General features: G+C 69.6%; 15 protein-coding genes and 2 tRNA genes. 10 read left to right on the top strand and 7 right to left on the bottom strand.

Annotation, left to right across the window (positions count from 1 at the left end):
• Positions 1 to 33 precede the first annotated feature (33 nt).
• Entirely contained in the window at positions 34 to 594 is a 561-nt protein-coding gene (locus tag ACFY3C_RS26665; protein ID WP_390772522.1) for an SSI family serine proteinase inhibitor, read from the bottom strand.
• Positions 595 to 777: 183 nt separating this feature from the next.
• On the opposite strand from ACFY3C_RS26665, the gene ACFY3C_RS26660 reads away from it, so the two are divergent.
• Both ACFY3C_RS26660 and ACFY3C_RS26655 read left to right on the top strand, forming a co-directional pair.
• A tRNA-Ser gene (locus tag ACFY3C_RS26660) sits at positions 778 to 868 on the top strand.
• A 236-nt stretch (positions 869 to 1,104) separates the two neighbouring features.
• Positions 1,105 to 1,177 (top strand) — tRNA-Arg (locus tag ACFY3C_RS26655).
• Between the two features lie 901 nt (positions 1,178 to 2,078).
• Here the strand turns inward: ACFY3C_RS26655 and ACFY3C_RS26650 are convergent.
• The 6 genes from ACFY3C_RS26650 to ACFY3C_RS26625 all read right to left on the bottom strand — a co-directional run bounded on the left by ACFY3C_RS26650 (position 2,079) and on the right by ACFY3C_RS26625 (position 6,117).
• Positions 2,079 to 2,474 (bottom strand): hypothetical protein, encoded by a 396-nt coding sequence (locus ACFY3C_RS26650; protein ID WP_390772521.1) that lies wholly within the window; start codon positions 2,472 to 2,474, stop codon positions 2,079 to 2,081.
• Positions 2,475 to 2,611: 137 nt separating this feature from the next.
• Positions 2,612 to 2,965 (bottom strand): hypothetical protein, encoded by a 354-nt coding sequence (locus ACFY3C_RS26645; RefSeq protein WP_390772598.1) that lies wholly within the window; start codon positions 2,963 to 2,965, stop codon positions 2,612 to 2,614.
• Positions 2,966 to 3,076: 111 nt separating this feature from the next.
• Positions 3,077 to 3,496, bottom strand: coding sequence for a hypothetical protein (locus ACFY3C_RS26640; RefSeq protein ID WP_390772520.1), 420 nt, complete (start codon positions 3,494 to 3,496; stop codon positions 3,077 to 3,079).
• A 138-nt stretch (positions 3,497 to 3,634) separates the two neighbouring features.
• On the bottom strand, positions 3,635 to 4,648 hold the full coding sequence (locus ACFY3C_RS26635) for a helix-turn-helix domain-containing protein (protein ID WP_390772519.1): 1,014 nt from the start codon (positions 4,646 to 4,648) through the stop codon (positions 3,635 to 3,637).
• Positions 4,649 to 4,950: 302 nt separating this feature from the next.
• Positions 4,951 to 5,532: a hypothetical protein gene (locus ACFY3C_RS26630; protein ID WP_390772518.1), complete on the bottom strand. Its 582-nt coding sequence runs from the start codon at positions 5,530 to 5,532 to the stop codon at positions 4,951 to 4,953.
• Positions 5,533 to 5,625: 93 nt separating this feature from the next.
• Positions 5,626 to 6,117 (bottom strand): MarR family transcriptional regulator, encoded by a 492-nt coding sequence (locus ACFY3C_RS26625; RefSeq protein ID WP_390772517.1) that lies wholly within the window; start codon positions 6,115 to 6,117, stop codon positions 5,626 to 5,628.
• Between the two features lie 80 nt (positions 6,118 to 6,197).
• Here ACFY3C_RS26625 and ACFY3C_RS26620 point away from each other — a divergent pair, with 80 nt between their 5' ends.
• From ACFY3C_RS26620 to ACFY3C_RS26585, 8 genes are all read left to right on the top strand, one after another.
• On the top strand, positions 6,198 to 6,563 hold the full coding sequence (locus ACFY3C_RS26620; protein WP_390772516.1) for an HGxxPAAW family protein: 366 nt from the start codon (positions 6,198 to 6,200) through the stop codon (positions 6,561 to 6,563).
• Between the two features lie 66 nt (positions 6,564 to 6,629).
• Positions 6,630 to 7,628, top strand: coding sequence for a BRO family protein (locus ACFY3C_RS26615; RefSeq protein WP_390772515.1), 999 nt, complete (start codon positions 6,630 to 6,632; stop codon positions 7,626 to 7,628).
• 136 nt (positions 7,629 to 7,764) lie between these two features.
• Positions 7,765 to 8,637 (top strand): DUF2797 domain-containing protein, encoded by an 873-nt coding sequence (locus ACFY3C_RS26610; protein ID WP_390772514.1) that lies wholly within the window; start codon positions 7,765 to 7,767, stop codon positions 8,635 to 8,637.
• A gap of 94 nt (positions 8,638 to 8,731) precedes the next feature.
• A complete protein-coding gene (locus tag ACFY3C_RS26605) occupies positions 8,732 to 9,118 on the top strand; it encodes an antibiotic biosynthesis monooxygenase family protein (RefSeq protein ID WP_390772513.1) in 387 nt (128 codons plus the stop codon).
• Positions 9,119 to 9,218: 100 nt separating this feature from the next.
• Complete coding sequence (locus ACFY3C_RS26600; protein ID WP_351802716.1) at positions 9,219 to 9,959, top strand: response regulator transcription factor; 741 nt, start codon at positions 9,219 to 9,221, stop codon at positions 9,957 to 9,959.
• On the top strand, positions 9,956 to 11,602 hold the full coding sequence (locus tag ACFY3C_RS26595; RefSeq protein WP_390772512.1) for an ATP-binding protein: 1,647 nt from the start codon (positions 9,956 to 9,958) through the stop codon (positions 11,600 to 11,602). The genes ACFY3C_RS26600 and ACFY3C_RS26595 overlap by 4 nt, the downstream gene beginning before the upstream one ends.
• A gap of 14 nt (positions 11,603 to 11,616) precedes the next feature.
• Entirely contained in the window at positions 11,617 to 13,083 is a 1,467-nt protein-coding gene (locus tag ACFY3C_RS26590; RefSeq protein ID WP_390772511.1) for a glycosyltransferase, read from the top strand.
• A complete protein-coding gene (locus ACFY3C_RS26585; protein ID WP_390772510.1) occupies positions 13,080 to 15,299 on the top strand; it encodes an ArnT family glycosyltransferase in 2,220 nt (739 codons plus the stop codon). The genes ACFY3C_RS26590 and ACFY3C_RS26585 overlap by 4 nt, the downstream gene beginning before the upstream one ends.
• The last annotated feature ends 90 nt before the right edge of the window (positions 15,300 to 15,389 follow it).

Raw genomic sequence — 15,389 nt, 5'->3', positions numbered from 1 at the left:
CCGCCAAGAAACACATGAGAAGCACCGAAGCCCCTACTGAAGCGAATCCGAGGGCGGACCCGAAGCGGAACCCGAAGCCGAACCGACCCTCGGCAGCAGGGGCACCATCCGGTCCCACCGCCCGATCTCGCACCCGTTGCTGCGGTCGTACGAGGCGTCCACCGGGCGTCCGGCCCAGGTGCCGGTGACGTGGGCGGTGGCCGGGCCGCCGTAGAGCATGGTGCAGCTGCCGCCGGAGGCCACCGGGGCGAAGGTGTCCCGCCCCCAGCGCGTGTTCGAGTCGAGCACCCGGCAGGCCCCCGCCACGTCCGGGTGATTCCCGGCCCCGGGGTGACAGGACACCTCGTACGTCCCGTCCAGCCCCGCGCCGGCGTGCTCCACGACGACGGTGAGGTGATCACCGCCCCGGTCCTCGGGCCGCACGGGCGGGGGCAGGGCGGGGGTGGCGGGCGCGGCAGCGGCGGCGGGTACGGCGGCCAGGCCGATCAGGCCGACCGATCCGACCAGTGACAGGACCGAGAGCGAGACCGAGGCGGCGGCAGTGCGGGGCACCGCCAGTGCGCCCCGCGGGACGACCGACAGGACAGAGACCATGCCCTGCCCAACGCTCACGCGCCCCGGACGTTGCGCCAGGCCCCGGACCTGCCGCCCCGCCGGGCGAAGCCCTTTGCCCTGCGGCCCCCGCGCCTAGTACCGTGGGAGCCGATTGGTGACACCCCGCTCGACTGTGTCATCATCTGCACGCACCAATCGCGCGCTCGCGCGAGTGGTTGTGCTGGAGGCGTCGCCTAGTCCGGTCTATGGCGCCGCACTGCTAATGCGGTTTGGGACTTACATCCCATCGAGGGTTCAAATCCCTCCGCCTCCGCACCGATCCCGAAGCCCCGGTCCCCAGGACCGGGGCTTCGGCGTTCCCGGGGTGTTCCTCGGCTGCTCCCCAACCACCCGAGGATCTTCCTCATCCCTGCCATCCCCGCCAGATCCGCGTTTCCGCAGGTCACAAGGGGTATTCGAATCGGATTTCACATGACGGCGGCAGTCATGTAATGTTCTTCCTGTCGCCGCGAGCGGGCCGAAAGGGCCGGGAGCGAAGACGAAAAACAAGCACTCGTAGCTTAACGGATAGAGCATCTGACTACGGATCAGAAGGTTGCAGGTTCGAATCCTGCCGAGTGCACACAGGTAAGAGGCCCCGGAGAGATCCGGGGCCTCTTGCGTTTGGGGTCGAGGCATTCGTGCGGCGCGGGAGGGGCACTCATGAAGATCAAGACCGGCAGAGCGGGACTCAGCGCCGTAGTGCTGCTTGCGCTGGTGGGATGTGGGGCCAGAGCGTCCGAGGGGTCAGAAGACGCGGCAGAGACGGAGCAGACGTCAGCTCCTGCTTCTGCGGTGCAGTCGTCGACCCAACCCCGACTCTCTTCTGAGGTGCTGCAGAGCCGGTGGTGGACATGGGCATTGTCGGAGCCTGAAGGCACAAACCCGGTCGCTGACGAGGATGGCAGTGAGTGCGGGCGCAACCAGCCGCAGGATGTGTGGTTCCTGGCGGGCACCTTCGGTACTCAGGCCAGGCGCAGTTGCAGCGTCCCTGACGGGGTACCTCTCGCGTTCCCTCTCGTGAACCTGATCGATGGCCCGGCGGACTGCACAGACTTCATGAGCGCGGCCAAGGGGTCCGCGGTCCTGGACGGTAAGCGGGTCGACTCGGAAACCATCCGAGGAGAGACAATCACTGCGCGGGGCGTCGCCGGGAATCCCGTCACAGGTACAGACGGGCGCATCAGGGCTACGGGGTGTGGGCTCTGGGTCCAGTTGCCTCCACTGCAACCCGGAAAGCACACGCTGACGATTCGGGGTCAGTCCGAGGATTTCGCGGTTGGTGTGGATTACTCCCTGACGGTTGGTGCCGCGTAGAGGAGCAGGGGTGAGTGTCCAACTGCGTGACAACGCCGACGGACAACGGCGGACGGGTGCGGACGTCTGCGGACCGTCGGCGCAGGTGAGGAGCGCACCGGCCCAAGGCCGGACACCCACTCAAGTTGCTTCGCAATGCTGTCTGCGCGAGTCCAACACTCCTGCAATCAGGCCAGCGCAGGCATGAAGCCACCACGCGCGGCGCCTGAGGACAGCAAGGCAGACCAGTCGAGTGCCTCGGGTAGCTGGTCCAACGACATAACGACTGCTCCGCCGGCCTGCTCTGCATCCGCGCACCAGTCGCCCATGCCGCTCGATGCCGTGCCACCGTCCGCCCCACCGACTACCGGCGCAGCGAGGGCGGGGACGACGAGTCCATGTTCGCCAGGCCCGTCTACGACGCACAGGGTGAGTCGAGGGACGATGCTCCATCCCTCACACAAGGGCACCGCTCCGTCCGGCGCGATCAAGGGCGGCAGGACATCGTGGACGGTCGCGCCAGCCAGCAGGAGCACGGGCGTGGCACCACGAATGAACAGAGTGTTCTCAGGATCCAGCAGCACGGGACCACTCTCGCAGGCTGGAGTATCGGGGCCGCAGGCGGGTGCCGAGAAGGGCCACGAGCACGACCCGGCCAGAGTCACCAACGCCTGACATCCATCGTTGACATCAACAGCCTTGTACAGGTCGGATCGAACTCCTAAAGCGGTGATCGCTCGACCCACCGCTGCAGGCGGGCGCAGGCCACCAGTGCGCTGCCGTCCTCGGTGAAGTAGAACAGGAAGGTCCATTTCTGATCGGCAGAATCGATCAGCCCTCCGCGCACCGGCCGGCGATGCTCGCGGAGGAGCTGCACCATTCGTTCCAGCCCGAGAGGTTCGACTCCGCGCAGCCGCATGCGCCGAAGGCGGTGTGCAAAGACCCCGGCATGCTGCTCTGCGGGATGCGCCGTATCCCACACGCTGTAGGTGGCGCCGCTGCGGAGGGCGGCCAGAGCAGCCACGGACGCCTCGTCGTCACCGGCCAACAGCTTCTCCAGCACATGCCGTTCCATGGTCACCCCCACCGGGATCCTGCGGTACAGCAGCCAGGTACCGCAACCCAGCAAGCAGAAGGGACCCCGGAGAGAACCGGGGCCCTTCGAGCTGCCGGTCTGCGTACCTGATCAGACGGTGACGGTCAGGACCTCGGAGCCGGTGAGTTGGTGGGTGGCGTTCTCGGCGTAGATCTTGACGTATGCGGGAGCGGTGTTGGGCGCCTTCTTGAAGGAGAAGGAGTTGCCCAGGATGACCTGGGGGGCGATGAAGCAGGGGTACTGCGGCGTCTCACCGCAGAGGCCCGGGCGGTAATTGCGGGTGATGGTGTCTGCCGGGTCCTTGGGGTCCCAGGTGACGGTCACGGTCTGGCTGGCGGCGTCGTACGTGTAGGCGAGTCCCGTCGGCGCGGGGGCGGCCGTGGTCTGCGTCTGGACGGTTGCCGTGGACCGCTGCGGCTGTGCCATGGCCGGTGCTGCTACCGCGCCCAGCGTCAGAGCCACCCCTACGCTCACCGCGCCGATGCGGATCGCTCGCATTCTGGAACCCATGAGCCCTCCCCGTTGGTGTGACGTCGACCGATTCGGCTCTGGTCGATCATCAGGTGTCAAATACCGGCACCGCTGACGGCGAAGGGGCCGGAGGGGAGCCTCCGGGCCCTTCGCCGCGCCAGGACGCCGTCGTGGAGGTCAGGGCTGGATCGAGCCCTCGGGCGAGCACTCCATCGCGTGGTACTTCGGGATCGTGCCGCAGATGGTGATCGTGGTGGGCGGCGCCTCGTCGGTCACGGCGAGCATGCTCGTGTACGTGTCGCGGTCCACGCGGATCGTGGCGGACTGCTGGAGGTCGTACTTGTCCTTGATGGTGACGGAGTCGCCCACCGCGCCGTTCTCGATGCGCCCCCAGACCGAACCGCAGGCCCGGCTGTAGCGCAGCTCTATGTGCATGCCGCGCAGCCAGGTCTCCCGGGCGGTCGTCGCGTCCCACTGGCAGTCCATGGCCTGGGGGTCGCGTCGCAGGCAGGTGTCATGGGAACAGCCGGCGCGCGGGGGCTTCGGGCTGTGCTGGGCGAGGTTCTCCCCGCTGGTGGCGGAGTCCGTGCCGTCCGAGCGGGAAGTGGCCTGCACTCCGGTGAACACGGCCACGGTGACCAGGCTGCCCGCGAGGGCCCCGGTGGCGACGAGCCCGGCCCGGTGGAGGTTGGCCCGCCAGGTGCGGGTGGTGGCTTTGCCGCCGTCCCGGTCGGCGGGCTCGGGCTCGGAGGTCGGTTCTGGTGGCGGACCGTCTGCCGTGGTGTCGTCCACCGGGGCCTTGTCGGCGGAGGTCCCGGAGGGCGAGGTCTCGTTGTCCGTGGTGGTGGTGGTGGTGGTGGAGATCGGCGGTGTCCCGGTCGGCGGGGCCCCTTCGGGGGGACTCTCGTCCACCGCGGTCTCGGCGCCGAAGTCTCCCGCTCCCGTGGCTTGTTCCAGCAGCCCCGTCAGGTACTCCGCGTCCGCCTCCATGACGGCCGCGAACTCCTGCAGGGCGACCGAGGTCGGCAATTGCTTCCCGTTCAGGAAGCGTTCCCAGGACGAACGGCTGTAGTGGGTCCGGTCGGCCAACCGCCCGAAGCTGAGCCCGGACTCCTGCTTCAGCCGCCGCATCTCGGCGGCGAGCCGTTCTCTGCCGGACGGCTCGCCGCCACCCCCCTGATCACCAGACATCAGTTGTCCCCCCTGTTTCGGTCACGATCAGTTTTTGGTCACTATCAGTGCAGTTGAGCGGGGAGATTATCGCGCGTAGGTGAAGGGGGACGATCAGCCGCGCGGGCGTGGCTCTCCCCTCTTCCCGTGTCCCTCCTCACCGCCGCGTTCGTGCGACGCGGGCCGCTCGTCCCCCACTCCTGGCCGGCTCCTGGCTGCGGCGGGCCAACTCCCCTTTGGTGGCGAACATGTCAGTGCAACAGGCCCTGCAGATCGGTACGCATCACAGGGCAGGTTCTAGGTCCTGCGCTGTTCGGGGCGCGTCAGTGCCGGCTGTTGCGGAAGCCGATCAGCACGGCGCCCCACCAGCAGGCCTGGGAGACCAGGGCGGTTGTGGCTGCCCGGGCGAGGAGGCGTGTGGTGAGGGTGGTGGTGTTTCGCTGCGTCATGCGTCTGTTGAGGAGTCCGGCCTGCAAGCCGTTGAGGGTGAGGGCGAGCACCAGTCCCAGCTTGATACGGGTGGGGGCGGAGCCGAGGTCCGGCTGGAGCATCACGCCGCTGACCACGAGCCCCGCCAGGCCGGTCCAGATCGGGACGTGGAGGCGGGCCGTGCTGGTGAGGGCGTCGTGCAGGGTGCACCGGCCGGTCAGCCACAGGAGTGCCCAGTAGTCGGCCACCAGGACGGCTCCGAAGCCGAGGACGAGCGAGGTCAGGTGGGCGAAGAGCGCCACGATGTGCAGGGCGGCGTCCACGTGCAGGTGCGCGGATATCCATGCGCAGGCCGCGAGGCCGAGGCAGGCGGCGAGTGCGGCGGCCGCGACCGTCCACCAGGTGTCGTACAGACCCAGTCGCCGCAGAGGCGCCGCCTGAGGGGACACGGAGGGCTCCGAGGGCAGCACGGACACAGACGACTCCTTGGGCATTCACAGCTCGACTTAGGTAAGGCTCACCTAAAGATGATTTCGAGTCAAGGCTGGAATGTGGGGGGGGAGTGGGTCTCAGCACTCCTCTTCCGGGTCGTTCCGGTTCAGCTTCCCCAGGTACTCGTGGGCCAGCGCCGTCGCCCGGGTGAACCAGTCCGTGATGACCGCCAGCTCCTCGGGGGAGTAGTCGGCGAACAGGGTCGTGAGGCGCTTGTAGTGGCCCGCGTACACGGCCTCGACGCGGGTCACGGCGGCCGGTACGGCGGCCACGCGCACCCGGCGGCGGTCCGCGGGGTCGGGGCGGCGGGTGACGTAGCCGGCGCGTTCGAGGCGGTTGAGGATGCCGGTCACCGCGCCCGTGGTCACGTGGGCGCGGGCCGCGAGGTCGCCGGCCGTGACCAGGTCCTCGCCGGCCTCCACGACGAAGGCGAAGCAGGTCAGGTCGGTGACGTTCAGTCCCAGCCGCCGGGCCAGTTCCTGTTGTCCGATCAGGTGGGCGGCGATGAGGTGGTCCATCGCCGACAGTGCCTGGGCCGGGGTGGCGGGCGGTCGGGGTGTGCCGTCCATCTTTCGCAATCCCTTAGCTCGTGAGATATTCGGTGATAAATGTCTTAGCCCGTGAGGGATCTTGCCCTGGAGGCGGTTCCATGAGTCTGTACGACGAGGGTCACACGATCGCCGGTTGGACCGGCTTCGGCATCGCTGCCGTCGGGAGTGGCGTGGTGGGGTTGGGGGTGTGCACGGCCTCCGCGCCGGCCGTCGTGGGCGGACTGGCGATCACGGCTGTGAGCGTCCTGGTCACCTGGCTCCTCCACCTGTCCGGCTGGGGCAAGCCGCCGGGCGTGCGGCCACGGGACGAGTGGGGGATGCGGGTCCGCGACACCCGGGCCCAGGAGGGGCACGTCGGGTGCGTGAGCTGCCGGCTGGCGGGGCGGGGGCGGAGCGCGGCGCCGGCGCCCGGGGCGTCGGGCGAGGTTCGCGCCGAATCGATACCTCTGTCACCTATCGAGTGAATGTACTTTCTGCGAACGGCAGTTGGTGATCGTCGCCCCTAGCTTCCGGGGTGGAGGTGATGCTCGATGTACGAGCACAAGGACACGCCGCCGGAGCAGTCGGCGGAGCGGAAGCAGGACGCGATCGACATCAACGACTTCGTGTTCGCGGCCACGGGGGCGCGGGTGCGGAGGCTGACTCTGCCGGATGGGGAGCATTGGTTTCCGGCGGCGGACGTGGCGGCCAAGCTGGGGTACTCCAACACGCGCCACGCCCTCAGGTTGCACGTTGACAGCAGTTTGCAGAGGAGCCTGGGTGAGATTGCACAAGGCGTCGCTACAGGCGACACCTTGAGCAAACTCGCAGCTCACAGGCTGCAGAGGTCGATGAAGATGGTCAACCTCAGGGGCCTCATCCAGCTCGTCAACGGCTGCACCAAGCCCGAGTGCGCACCCTTCAAGGCATGGGTTTGCGAGGTCATCGAAACCGTCCAGCGCGACGGCTCCTACACCCTCGACCCCGCTCCCGTGCAACCCGCCCCCGCCGGCGGCACCGCCTACCTCATGCCCCAGCAGGTCGCCGACGCGATCGTCCGGCTGGAGGAGCGGAACATCCGGGCGGACGAGGCGCTGGCGGTCGCGCAACTGGAGCGGCTCGAGCAGATGAGCCGCACCAACGAGCAGCTGGCGCGTACCAACGACCAGCTGGGCGTGCTCGGTGAGCGCGTCGGTGGGGTGCACGACGTGCTCGGTCGCATCGCCGACACCCTCGACCTGATCGCCGACCGGCTGCGGCCGCCCGTCGCCCAGGTCACCACCCCGCCCCCGACCATCACGCCCCAGCAGCTCCTCGCCGCCTGGCGGGCGAAGAACCTCGTCGTCACGGACGACGTGCACGCCGTGGCGGCCTACCTCGCTCCCGCGCTGGTGCACGGTGCGGTCCGCTGTCGGATGGAGGAGGTCGCCGAGCGCACCGGGCTGACCCTCGACCGGGTCCACGACTGTGTACGCATGCTGATCAAGCGGGGCTGCATGCGGCAGACGGGGAACGCGGCGGACGGGATGCTGGTGTACGTCCTGCCCTAGGACGTCGGCACACAGCCGGAACACGAAGACAGGCCCGAAGTCGCATCGCGAGGTTGCGGCTTCGGGCCTTCCGGCACCGTACCCCTCCCAGCCGCCCGCAGGGCGTTGTCAGTGCCCCCTTCTACCCTCAAGAGTGATGGCACACATGTGGAAATGCTCCGGCCTGCGCTGGACGCCGGACGGCCCCGTGCTGGTGTGGGACGGCGGGCGGCGCAGTGCGCTGCCGTGGGGGAAGCGGGTCGCGTTCGGTGTCGCCGAGGGCTCGGCGCGGCGGTGCGTGGGGGCTCGGGGGCATGTGTGTCCGGTGGGGGCCGTGGTGTCGGGGCGGAGTACGGGGGCCCGGTGCGAGGAGTGTGCGCGGCTGGACCGGGCGCACTCGGTGGCCGCCGACACCATGGCCGATGATCCGCGGCCGTACCACGTCTATCTGGCCTGGTTCGGGCCCGGCATGGTCAAGGTCGGCATCACCGCCGTCGAGCGCGGTTCGGCGCGGCTGCTCGAACAGGGTGCCGTCTGCTTCAGCTGGCTGGGCAGCGGTCCGCTGATGGCGGCCCGGCGCACCGAGGAGCTGCTGCGCGCCGCCCTCCAGGTCCCGGACCGGATTCCGTACGCCGAGAAGCGTGCGGTGCGGGCGGTGCTGCCGGAGACGGGGGAGGAGAGGGCTCAGGAGGTACGGGAGTTGCACGCGCGTGCTGTCGTACTCGGCGAGTGGCCCGAGTCGTTGACTCGCGAGCCGTGTCAACCCGTCGATCATGTCGGCCACTTTGGGCTCTCCCAGCTTCAGACCGCCGTCGGTGATGTCGTCGAGCTGGTTCCGGGCGGGGCCGTCAGTGGTGAGCTGGTCGCTGCCGCCGGGCCCGATCTGCATCTGGCGGTCGACGGGCGTGGGGTCGTCGTCCTCGACACGCGGCTCATGACCGGGTGGGAGCTGATGCCGCTGCCGAGCGAGGTCAGCGCTTTCACCGTCCCTGTAAGGGAGTTCAGGAGGGAACAGGACGGGCTCTTCTGACCCGCGGCTCGAAGGTCAAGACTTGGATCCCGTACGGATCCCTTTGGGCAAGGCCCATGGACCCCCGCCACCGCCCATGGGCATCGTGGCCGACATGAGCGAAAACCACCTTGCCCCTGTCACCGCTGTCACCCCTGTTGCCCCCGTCCCCAGCCCCACTCCGCCCGTCGAACCCCCTTACTACGCCGTCGTGTTCACCTCGGCCCGCACCGACCTCGACCCCGACGGCTACACCGACACCGCCCGTCACCTCTCCGACCTCGTCCGGAGCATCCCCGGTTTCCTCGGCGAGGACTTCGCCCACACCCCCGGCGGGCTCGCGATCTCCGTCGCCTACTTCCGGGATCTCGCCGGGATCGAGGAGTGGCGCCGGAACCCTGAGCACCTGGACGCCAAGCGGCGTGGGCGGGAGCGGTGGTACGAGCGGTACGTGATCCACATCGCCCGGGTCGAGAGCAGTCACGGGTTCGCGCGTGCGTGAGTGGTTCCCAGGCGTTGCCTGAGAGGCGCCTGTGCGTTTCTTAGGGAAATCACAGATTCGTGAAAGCGTGTTCTCAGAGGACCCCGACATGGTGTCCACCATGACCACGACCTCGCCCCAGGGGCGCACCGAACTGCTGAGGCCGGACGGGAGCCCCGTCCGAGTGCTTGTGGTGGACGACGAGCTGTCGATCACCGAACTGCTGAGCATGGCCCTTCGATACGAGGGCTGGCAGATCAGGAGTGCGGGGGACGGCCAGGGGGCCGTCCAGACGGCCCGTGAGTTCCGGCCCGACGCCGTCGTGCTGGACATGATGCTGCCGGACATGGACGGGCTGACCGTCCTCGGGCGGCTGCGCCGCGAACTGCCCGACGTGCCCGTCCTCTTCCTCACCGCCAAGGACGCCGTCGAGGACCGTATCGCCGGCCTCACCGCCGGCGGCGACGACTACGTCACCAAGCCCTTCAGCCTGGAAGAGGTCGTGGCACGGCTGCGGGGGCTCATCCGCAGGTCCGGGGCCGCCGACCGGCGCTCCGACTCCGTGCTCGTCGTGGGGGACCTGACCCTGGACGAGGACAGCCACGAGGTCTCGCGGGCCGGGGACTCCATACACCTCACCGCCACCGAGTTCGAGCTGCTCCGCTTCCTCATGCGCAATCCGCGGCGGGTGCTCAGCAAGGCGCAGATCCTGGACCGCGTGTGGTCGTACGACTTCGGCGGACAGGCCAACGTGGTCGAGCTGTACATCTCGTACCTGCGGCGGAAGATCGACGCCGGGCGCGAGCCCATGATCCACACCCGGCGTGGGGCCGGTTACCTGATCAAGCCCGCCGTGTCATGAGCGGGCGACGACGGCCGCGTCCGCAGAAACAACGAGCGGGACAACCGCGCACCCTGCGGACGCGGCTCGTCGTCGCGTCCGTGGTGCTGATCGCCGTGGTCTGCGCGGTGATCGGCACCGTGACCACGCTCGCCCTGCGCACCCATCTGTACGACCAGCTGAACGGCAAGGTCCACGAGATCGCCGGCCGTGCGGCGGGCGGCCGGCTGCCGGGCGGTACGGAACCGGGCGACCCGACGGCACCCGCCTCACCGTCCAAGACCAGCACCACGCCGAGCGATCGGATCGAGCACCTCCTGACCTTCGGCCCGACGCAGCCCAACACCGTCGCGGCGTACGTACAGAACGGCTCGATCGTCAGCGCCGGCAAGGCCGTGCAGCTGAACGACAGTTACAACCGGTTCCGCAAGATGAGCGCCGTCGATCTCACCGCCGCGCAGAAGCGGGCGCTGGCCACGGTGCCGAAGGACGGCAAAGCGCACACGGTGGAGCTGCCCGGGCTCGGGGACTACCAGGCCGAGTACAAGGTGAGCCCCGACGGCGGCGACGCCTACTACGTCGCCCTGCCCACCAAGGACGTCGACGACAACATCGACACCCTGATCGTCGTCGAGGTCTGCGTCACCGTGGCGGGGCTGCTCGCCGCCTCCCTCGCCGGCTTCGTCATCGTCGGCGTGGCCACCCGCCCGCTGCGCAGGGTCGCCGCCACCGCCACCCGTGTCTCCGAACTCCCCCTGCACACCGGCGAGGTGAACCTCAGCGAGCGGGTCCCCGAGTCGGAGTGCGACCCGCACACCGAGGTCGGCCAGGTCGGCGCCGCCCTCAACCGGATGCTCGACCATGTGCACGGCGCCCTGCACTCCCGCCAGCAGAGCGAGACGCGGGTACGGCAGTTCGTCGCCGACGCCAGCCACGAGCTGCGGACTCCGCTCGCCTCCATCCGCGGCTATGCCGAACTGACCCGGCGCGGACGGGAGCAGGTCGGGCCCGACACCCGGCACGCGCTGGGGCGGATCGAGTCCGAGGCCGGACGGATGACCCTCCTCGTGGAGGATCTGCTGCTCCTCGCCCGGCTGGACGCCGGCCGGCCGCTGCAGTTCGAGCAGACCGACCTCATCCCGCTCGTCGTGGACACCATCAGCGACGCCCGCGCGGCCGGCATGGACCACAACTGGCGGCTCGACCTGCCCGACGAGCCCGCGCTCGTGTCCGCGGACGCGGCCCGGCTGCAACAGGTGCTCGTCAATCTGCTGGGCAACGCCCGCAACCACACCCCGCCGGGTACGACCGTCACCGCGCGCGTGCAGCGGCGCGGGCCCTGGATGTGCATCGACGTCGAGGACAACGGGCAGGGGATTCCGCCCGAACTGCTCCCGCACGTCTTCGAGCGGTTCGCGCGCGGGGACTCCGCACGCTCCCGTGCCACCGGCTCCACGGGGCTCGGCCTCGCCATCGTGCAGGCCGTCGCGGCCGCGCACGGCGGTGCCGTGACCGTGGACAGCGTGCCCGGACGGACCGTGTTCACGGTGCATCTGCCGGCGCTCGCCCCGCAGCCGCAGCCGCAGCCGCAGCCGGAAATGAGCTGGCAACAGCACTCACAGGCACGGCACAGCGCCACCACATGGGTGCAACAGGGCGCCTGACGAGAGTCGGTTCCATGCGAACCGACTCTTCTCCCGGCACCCTGCCGGCGCGGGAGCACCTCCCGGCCGGAAACGCCGGTACGCCTGTCCTGGACGTAGTGATCCCCGTCTACAACGAGGAGAAGGACCTCCAGCCGTGCGTGCTCAGACTGCACGATCACCTCACGCGCACCTTCCCGTACGCCTTCCGCATCACGATCGCGGACAACGCGTCCACGGACAGCACCCCGCTGGTGGCGGCGCGGCTGGCGGCGGAGGTCCCCGAGGTCGCGGGCTTCCGGCTGGAGCAGAAGGGCCGCGGACGCGCCCTGAGGACCGTGTGGTCCGCGTCCGACGCGCCGATCCTCGCCTACATGGACGTCGACCTGTCCACCGACCTCAACGCCCTGCTGCCGCTGGTGGCGCCGCTGATCTCGGGCCACTCGGACCTCGCGATCGGCTCCCGGCTCGCCCGTACCTCCCGGGTCGTGCGCGGCCCCAAGCGTGAGTTCATCAGCCGGGCCTACAACATGATCCTGCGCGGCTCGCTGCAGGCCCGCTTCTCGGACGCGCAGTGCGGTTTCAAGGCCATCCGGCGTGATGTGGCTCAAGTGCTGCTGCCCCTTGTGGAGGACACCGGCTGGTTCTTCGACACCGAGATGCTGGTGCTCGCCGAGCGGGCGGGGCTCAGGATCCACGAGGTGCCGGTCGACTGGGTCGACGACCCCGACTCGACCGTGCACATCGTCAAGACGGCCACCGACGACCTCAAGGGCGTGTGGCGCATCGGCAAGGCGCTGGCCGGCGGTTCGCTGCCGCTGGACCGGCTCACCCGGCCCTTCGGCGACGACCCGCGCGACCGCGACATCCAGGACGTGCCCAAGGGGCTGGCCCGCCAGCTCGTCGGCTTCTGTGTGGTCGGCGGCCTGTCGACCCTCTTCTACCTCGTGCTCTACAGCGTCTTCCGGCAGTTCTCCGGCTCGCAGGTCGCCAACGCGCTCGCCCTGCTGGTCTCGGCGATCGCCAACACGGCCGCCAACCGCCGGCTGACCTTCGGGGTGCGCGGCCGGGGCTGCGCCGTCCGGCACCAGGCACAGGGCCTGGTCGTCTTCGGCATCGGACTCGCCCTGACCAGTGGCTCCCTGGCCGCCCTGAACGCGGCCACCGGCGACCCGGCGCACTCCACCGAGCTGGCGGTGCTCATCGCCGCCAACCTCGCGGCGACCGTCCTGCGTTTCCTGCTCTTCCGCGCCTGGGTGTTCCCGGACCGCCGGGAGTCCGGCGGGGAATCGACGGTGGTGGCGACGCACCACCCGTCCTCGCCCACCTACAGCACGACGGCTCCGTACGCACCGCTCCCGCAGCGCCCGGTGCCGTACCAGCAGCCGTACCAGACCACCCAGGTCCGCGCCGGTGAAGCCGCGGACGGCAGCTGGAGGGACGCCACCATGCGGCTGCAGCCGGTGCGCCCTCACGACACCGACCCGGGGGACCCCCGATGACCACCCACTACGACCAGCCGACGACCGAGCAGGACAGCCCCGGCGCCTGGGGCCCGCCACCGACCGCTCCCCCGCAGGCCGGCGAGCCGCGGCAGCCCCTTATACGGAGACTGTGGCGCGGTCGCCCCGAGGACCCGCGCTGGGCACGCCCGGCCTTCCTCGGCCTGCTGGCCCTCACCCTCGTCACCTACCTGTACAACCTGAGCGCCTCCGGCTACGCCAACTCCTTCTACTCGGCGGCCGTCCAGGCGGGCAGCAAGTCCTGGAAGGCGTTCTTCTTCGGCTCGCTGGACGCGGGCAACGCCATCACCGTCGACAAGCCCTCGGCCTTCATGTGGCCGATGGAGCTGTCGGTGCGGATCTTCGGCCTGAACTCGTGGGCGATCCTCACCCCCGAGGTCCTCATGGGCGTCGGCACGGTGGCGGTCGTGTACGCGGGTGTACGGCGCCGGTTCAGCCCCGCGGCCGGACTGATCGCGGGCGCGGTGCTCGCGCTCACCCCCGTCGCGGCGCTGATGTTCCGGTTCAACAACCCGGACGCGCTGCTGGCTCTGCTGATGGCGCTGGCCTGCTACTTCGTCGTCCGCGCCGTCGAGGACGGGCGGACCAGGTGGCTGGTGTGGGCGGGGGCCGCGATCGGCTTCGCGTTCCTCGCCAAGACCCTGCAGGCCTTCCTGATCCTGCCGCCGCTGGCCGTCGTCTACGCGGTCTGTGGTCCGGTGAGGCTGCGCAAGCGGCTGGTGCAGCTGGGCCTGGCGACCGTCGCGCTCGTCGTGGCCGGCGGCTGGTGGGTCGCGATCGTCGAGCTGTGGCCGGCCGCCTCCCGCCCCTACATCGGCGGTTCGCAGAACAACAGCTTCCTGGAGCTGACCTTCGGCTACAACGGCCTCGGCCGGATCAACGGCGACGAGACCGGCAGCGTCGGCGGCGGTGGCGGCAACGGTTCCGGCCGCTGGGGCGCGACCGGCTGGGACCGGATGTTCAGCTCCGAGATCGGCAGCCAGATCTCCTGGCTGCTCCCAGCCGCGCTGATCCTGCTTGTCGCGGGCCTGTGGGCGACCCGCAAGGCACGGCGTACGTCCGTCACGCGCGCCTCGTTCCTGGTGTGGGGCGGCTCGCTGCTGATCACCATGGTGGTCTTCAGCTACATGGCGGGCATCTTCCACCAGTACTACACGGTGGCCCTCGCCCCCTACATCGCGGCCGTCACCGGCATGGGCGCCGGGCTGCTGTGGGAGAAGCGGAAGGAGACCTGGGCGTCGCTCACGCTCGCCGCCGCCGTGGTGGCCGCGGCCGCCTGGGGCTACGTCCTGCTCAACCGCACCTCCAGTTACCTGCCCTGGCTGAAGTGGCTGGTCCTGGTCGGCGGGCTCGCGGCCGCGTTCGGACTGATCTTCGCGGGCCGCATCTCGCGCCGGCTCGCCCTTGGTGCGGCGGCGGTGGGTCTGGTGGCCGCGCTCGCCGGTCCGACGGCGTACACCCTCAGCACGGTGAACTCCGCACACACCGGCTCCATCCCGACGGCCGGTCCGGCTGGCGCGAGCATGATGGGCTTCGGCGGCGGTGGTGGTCGTCCCGGCGGAATGGGCGGCGGCTTCGGTGGCGGAACGCCGGGCCAGCAGAACCAGCAAGGCCAGCAGGGTCAGCAGAACGGCAACGGGAACATGCCCGGCGGCCAGGGCCAGGGCTTCCCCGGCGGTGGCATGCCCGGCCAGAACGGCAACAGCCAGGGGCAGGGCCAGAGTCAGGGCCAGGGCCAGAACCAGCAGAACGGCAACGGCTTCCCGGGCGGCGGCCAGCTGGGCGAAGGCGGCCGTATGGGCGGCGGCGGTGGCGCCGGCGGCCTGCTGAACGGCGCGAACGTCAGCTCCGCGGCCAAGAAGCTGCTGGAGAAGGACGCGGACAAGTACACCTGGGTCGCCGCCTCCATCGGCTCCCAGAACGCCGCGAGCTACCAGCTGGCCACCGGTGACCCGGTGATGGCGATCGGCGGCTTCAACGGCACCGACCCGTCCCCGACGCTGGCCCAGTTCAAGAAGTACGTGGCGGACGGAAAGATCCACTACTTCATCGCCGGCGGCGGTATGGGCGGTGGCATGGGCGGCAGCAACAGCGGTACGTCGTCCCGGATCACCTCGTGGGTCCAGAGCAACTTCAAGAAGGTGACGGTCGGTTCGGCCACCTTCTACGACCTCACCCAGAAGGCCGGTGACTGAGCGGGCCGGCCGCGGACGGAAACTTGCTGTACACCGCATGGCGACGACTATGCGGTGTACAGCATGTCCGTTTGCACATCTAGCATCCTT

The organism is Streptomyces sp. NPDC001410, assembly GCF_042895235.1.
Taxonomy (GTDB): domain Bacteria; phylum Actinomycetota; class Actinomycetes; order Streptomycetales; family Streptomycetaceae; genus Streptomyces.
This window is presented reverse-complemented; position numbering and strand designations above follow the sequence as displayed.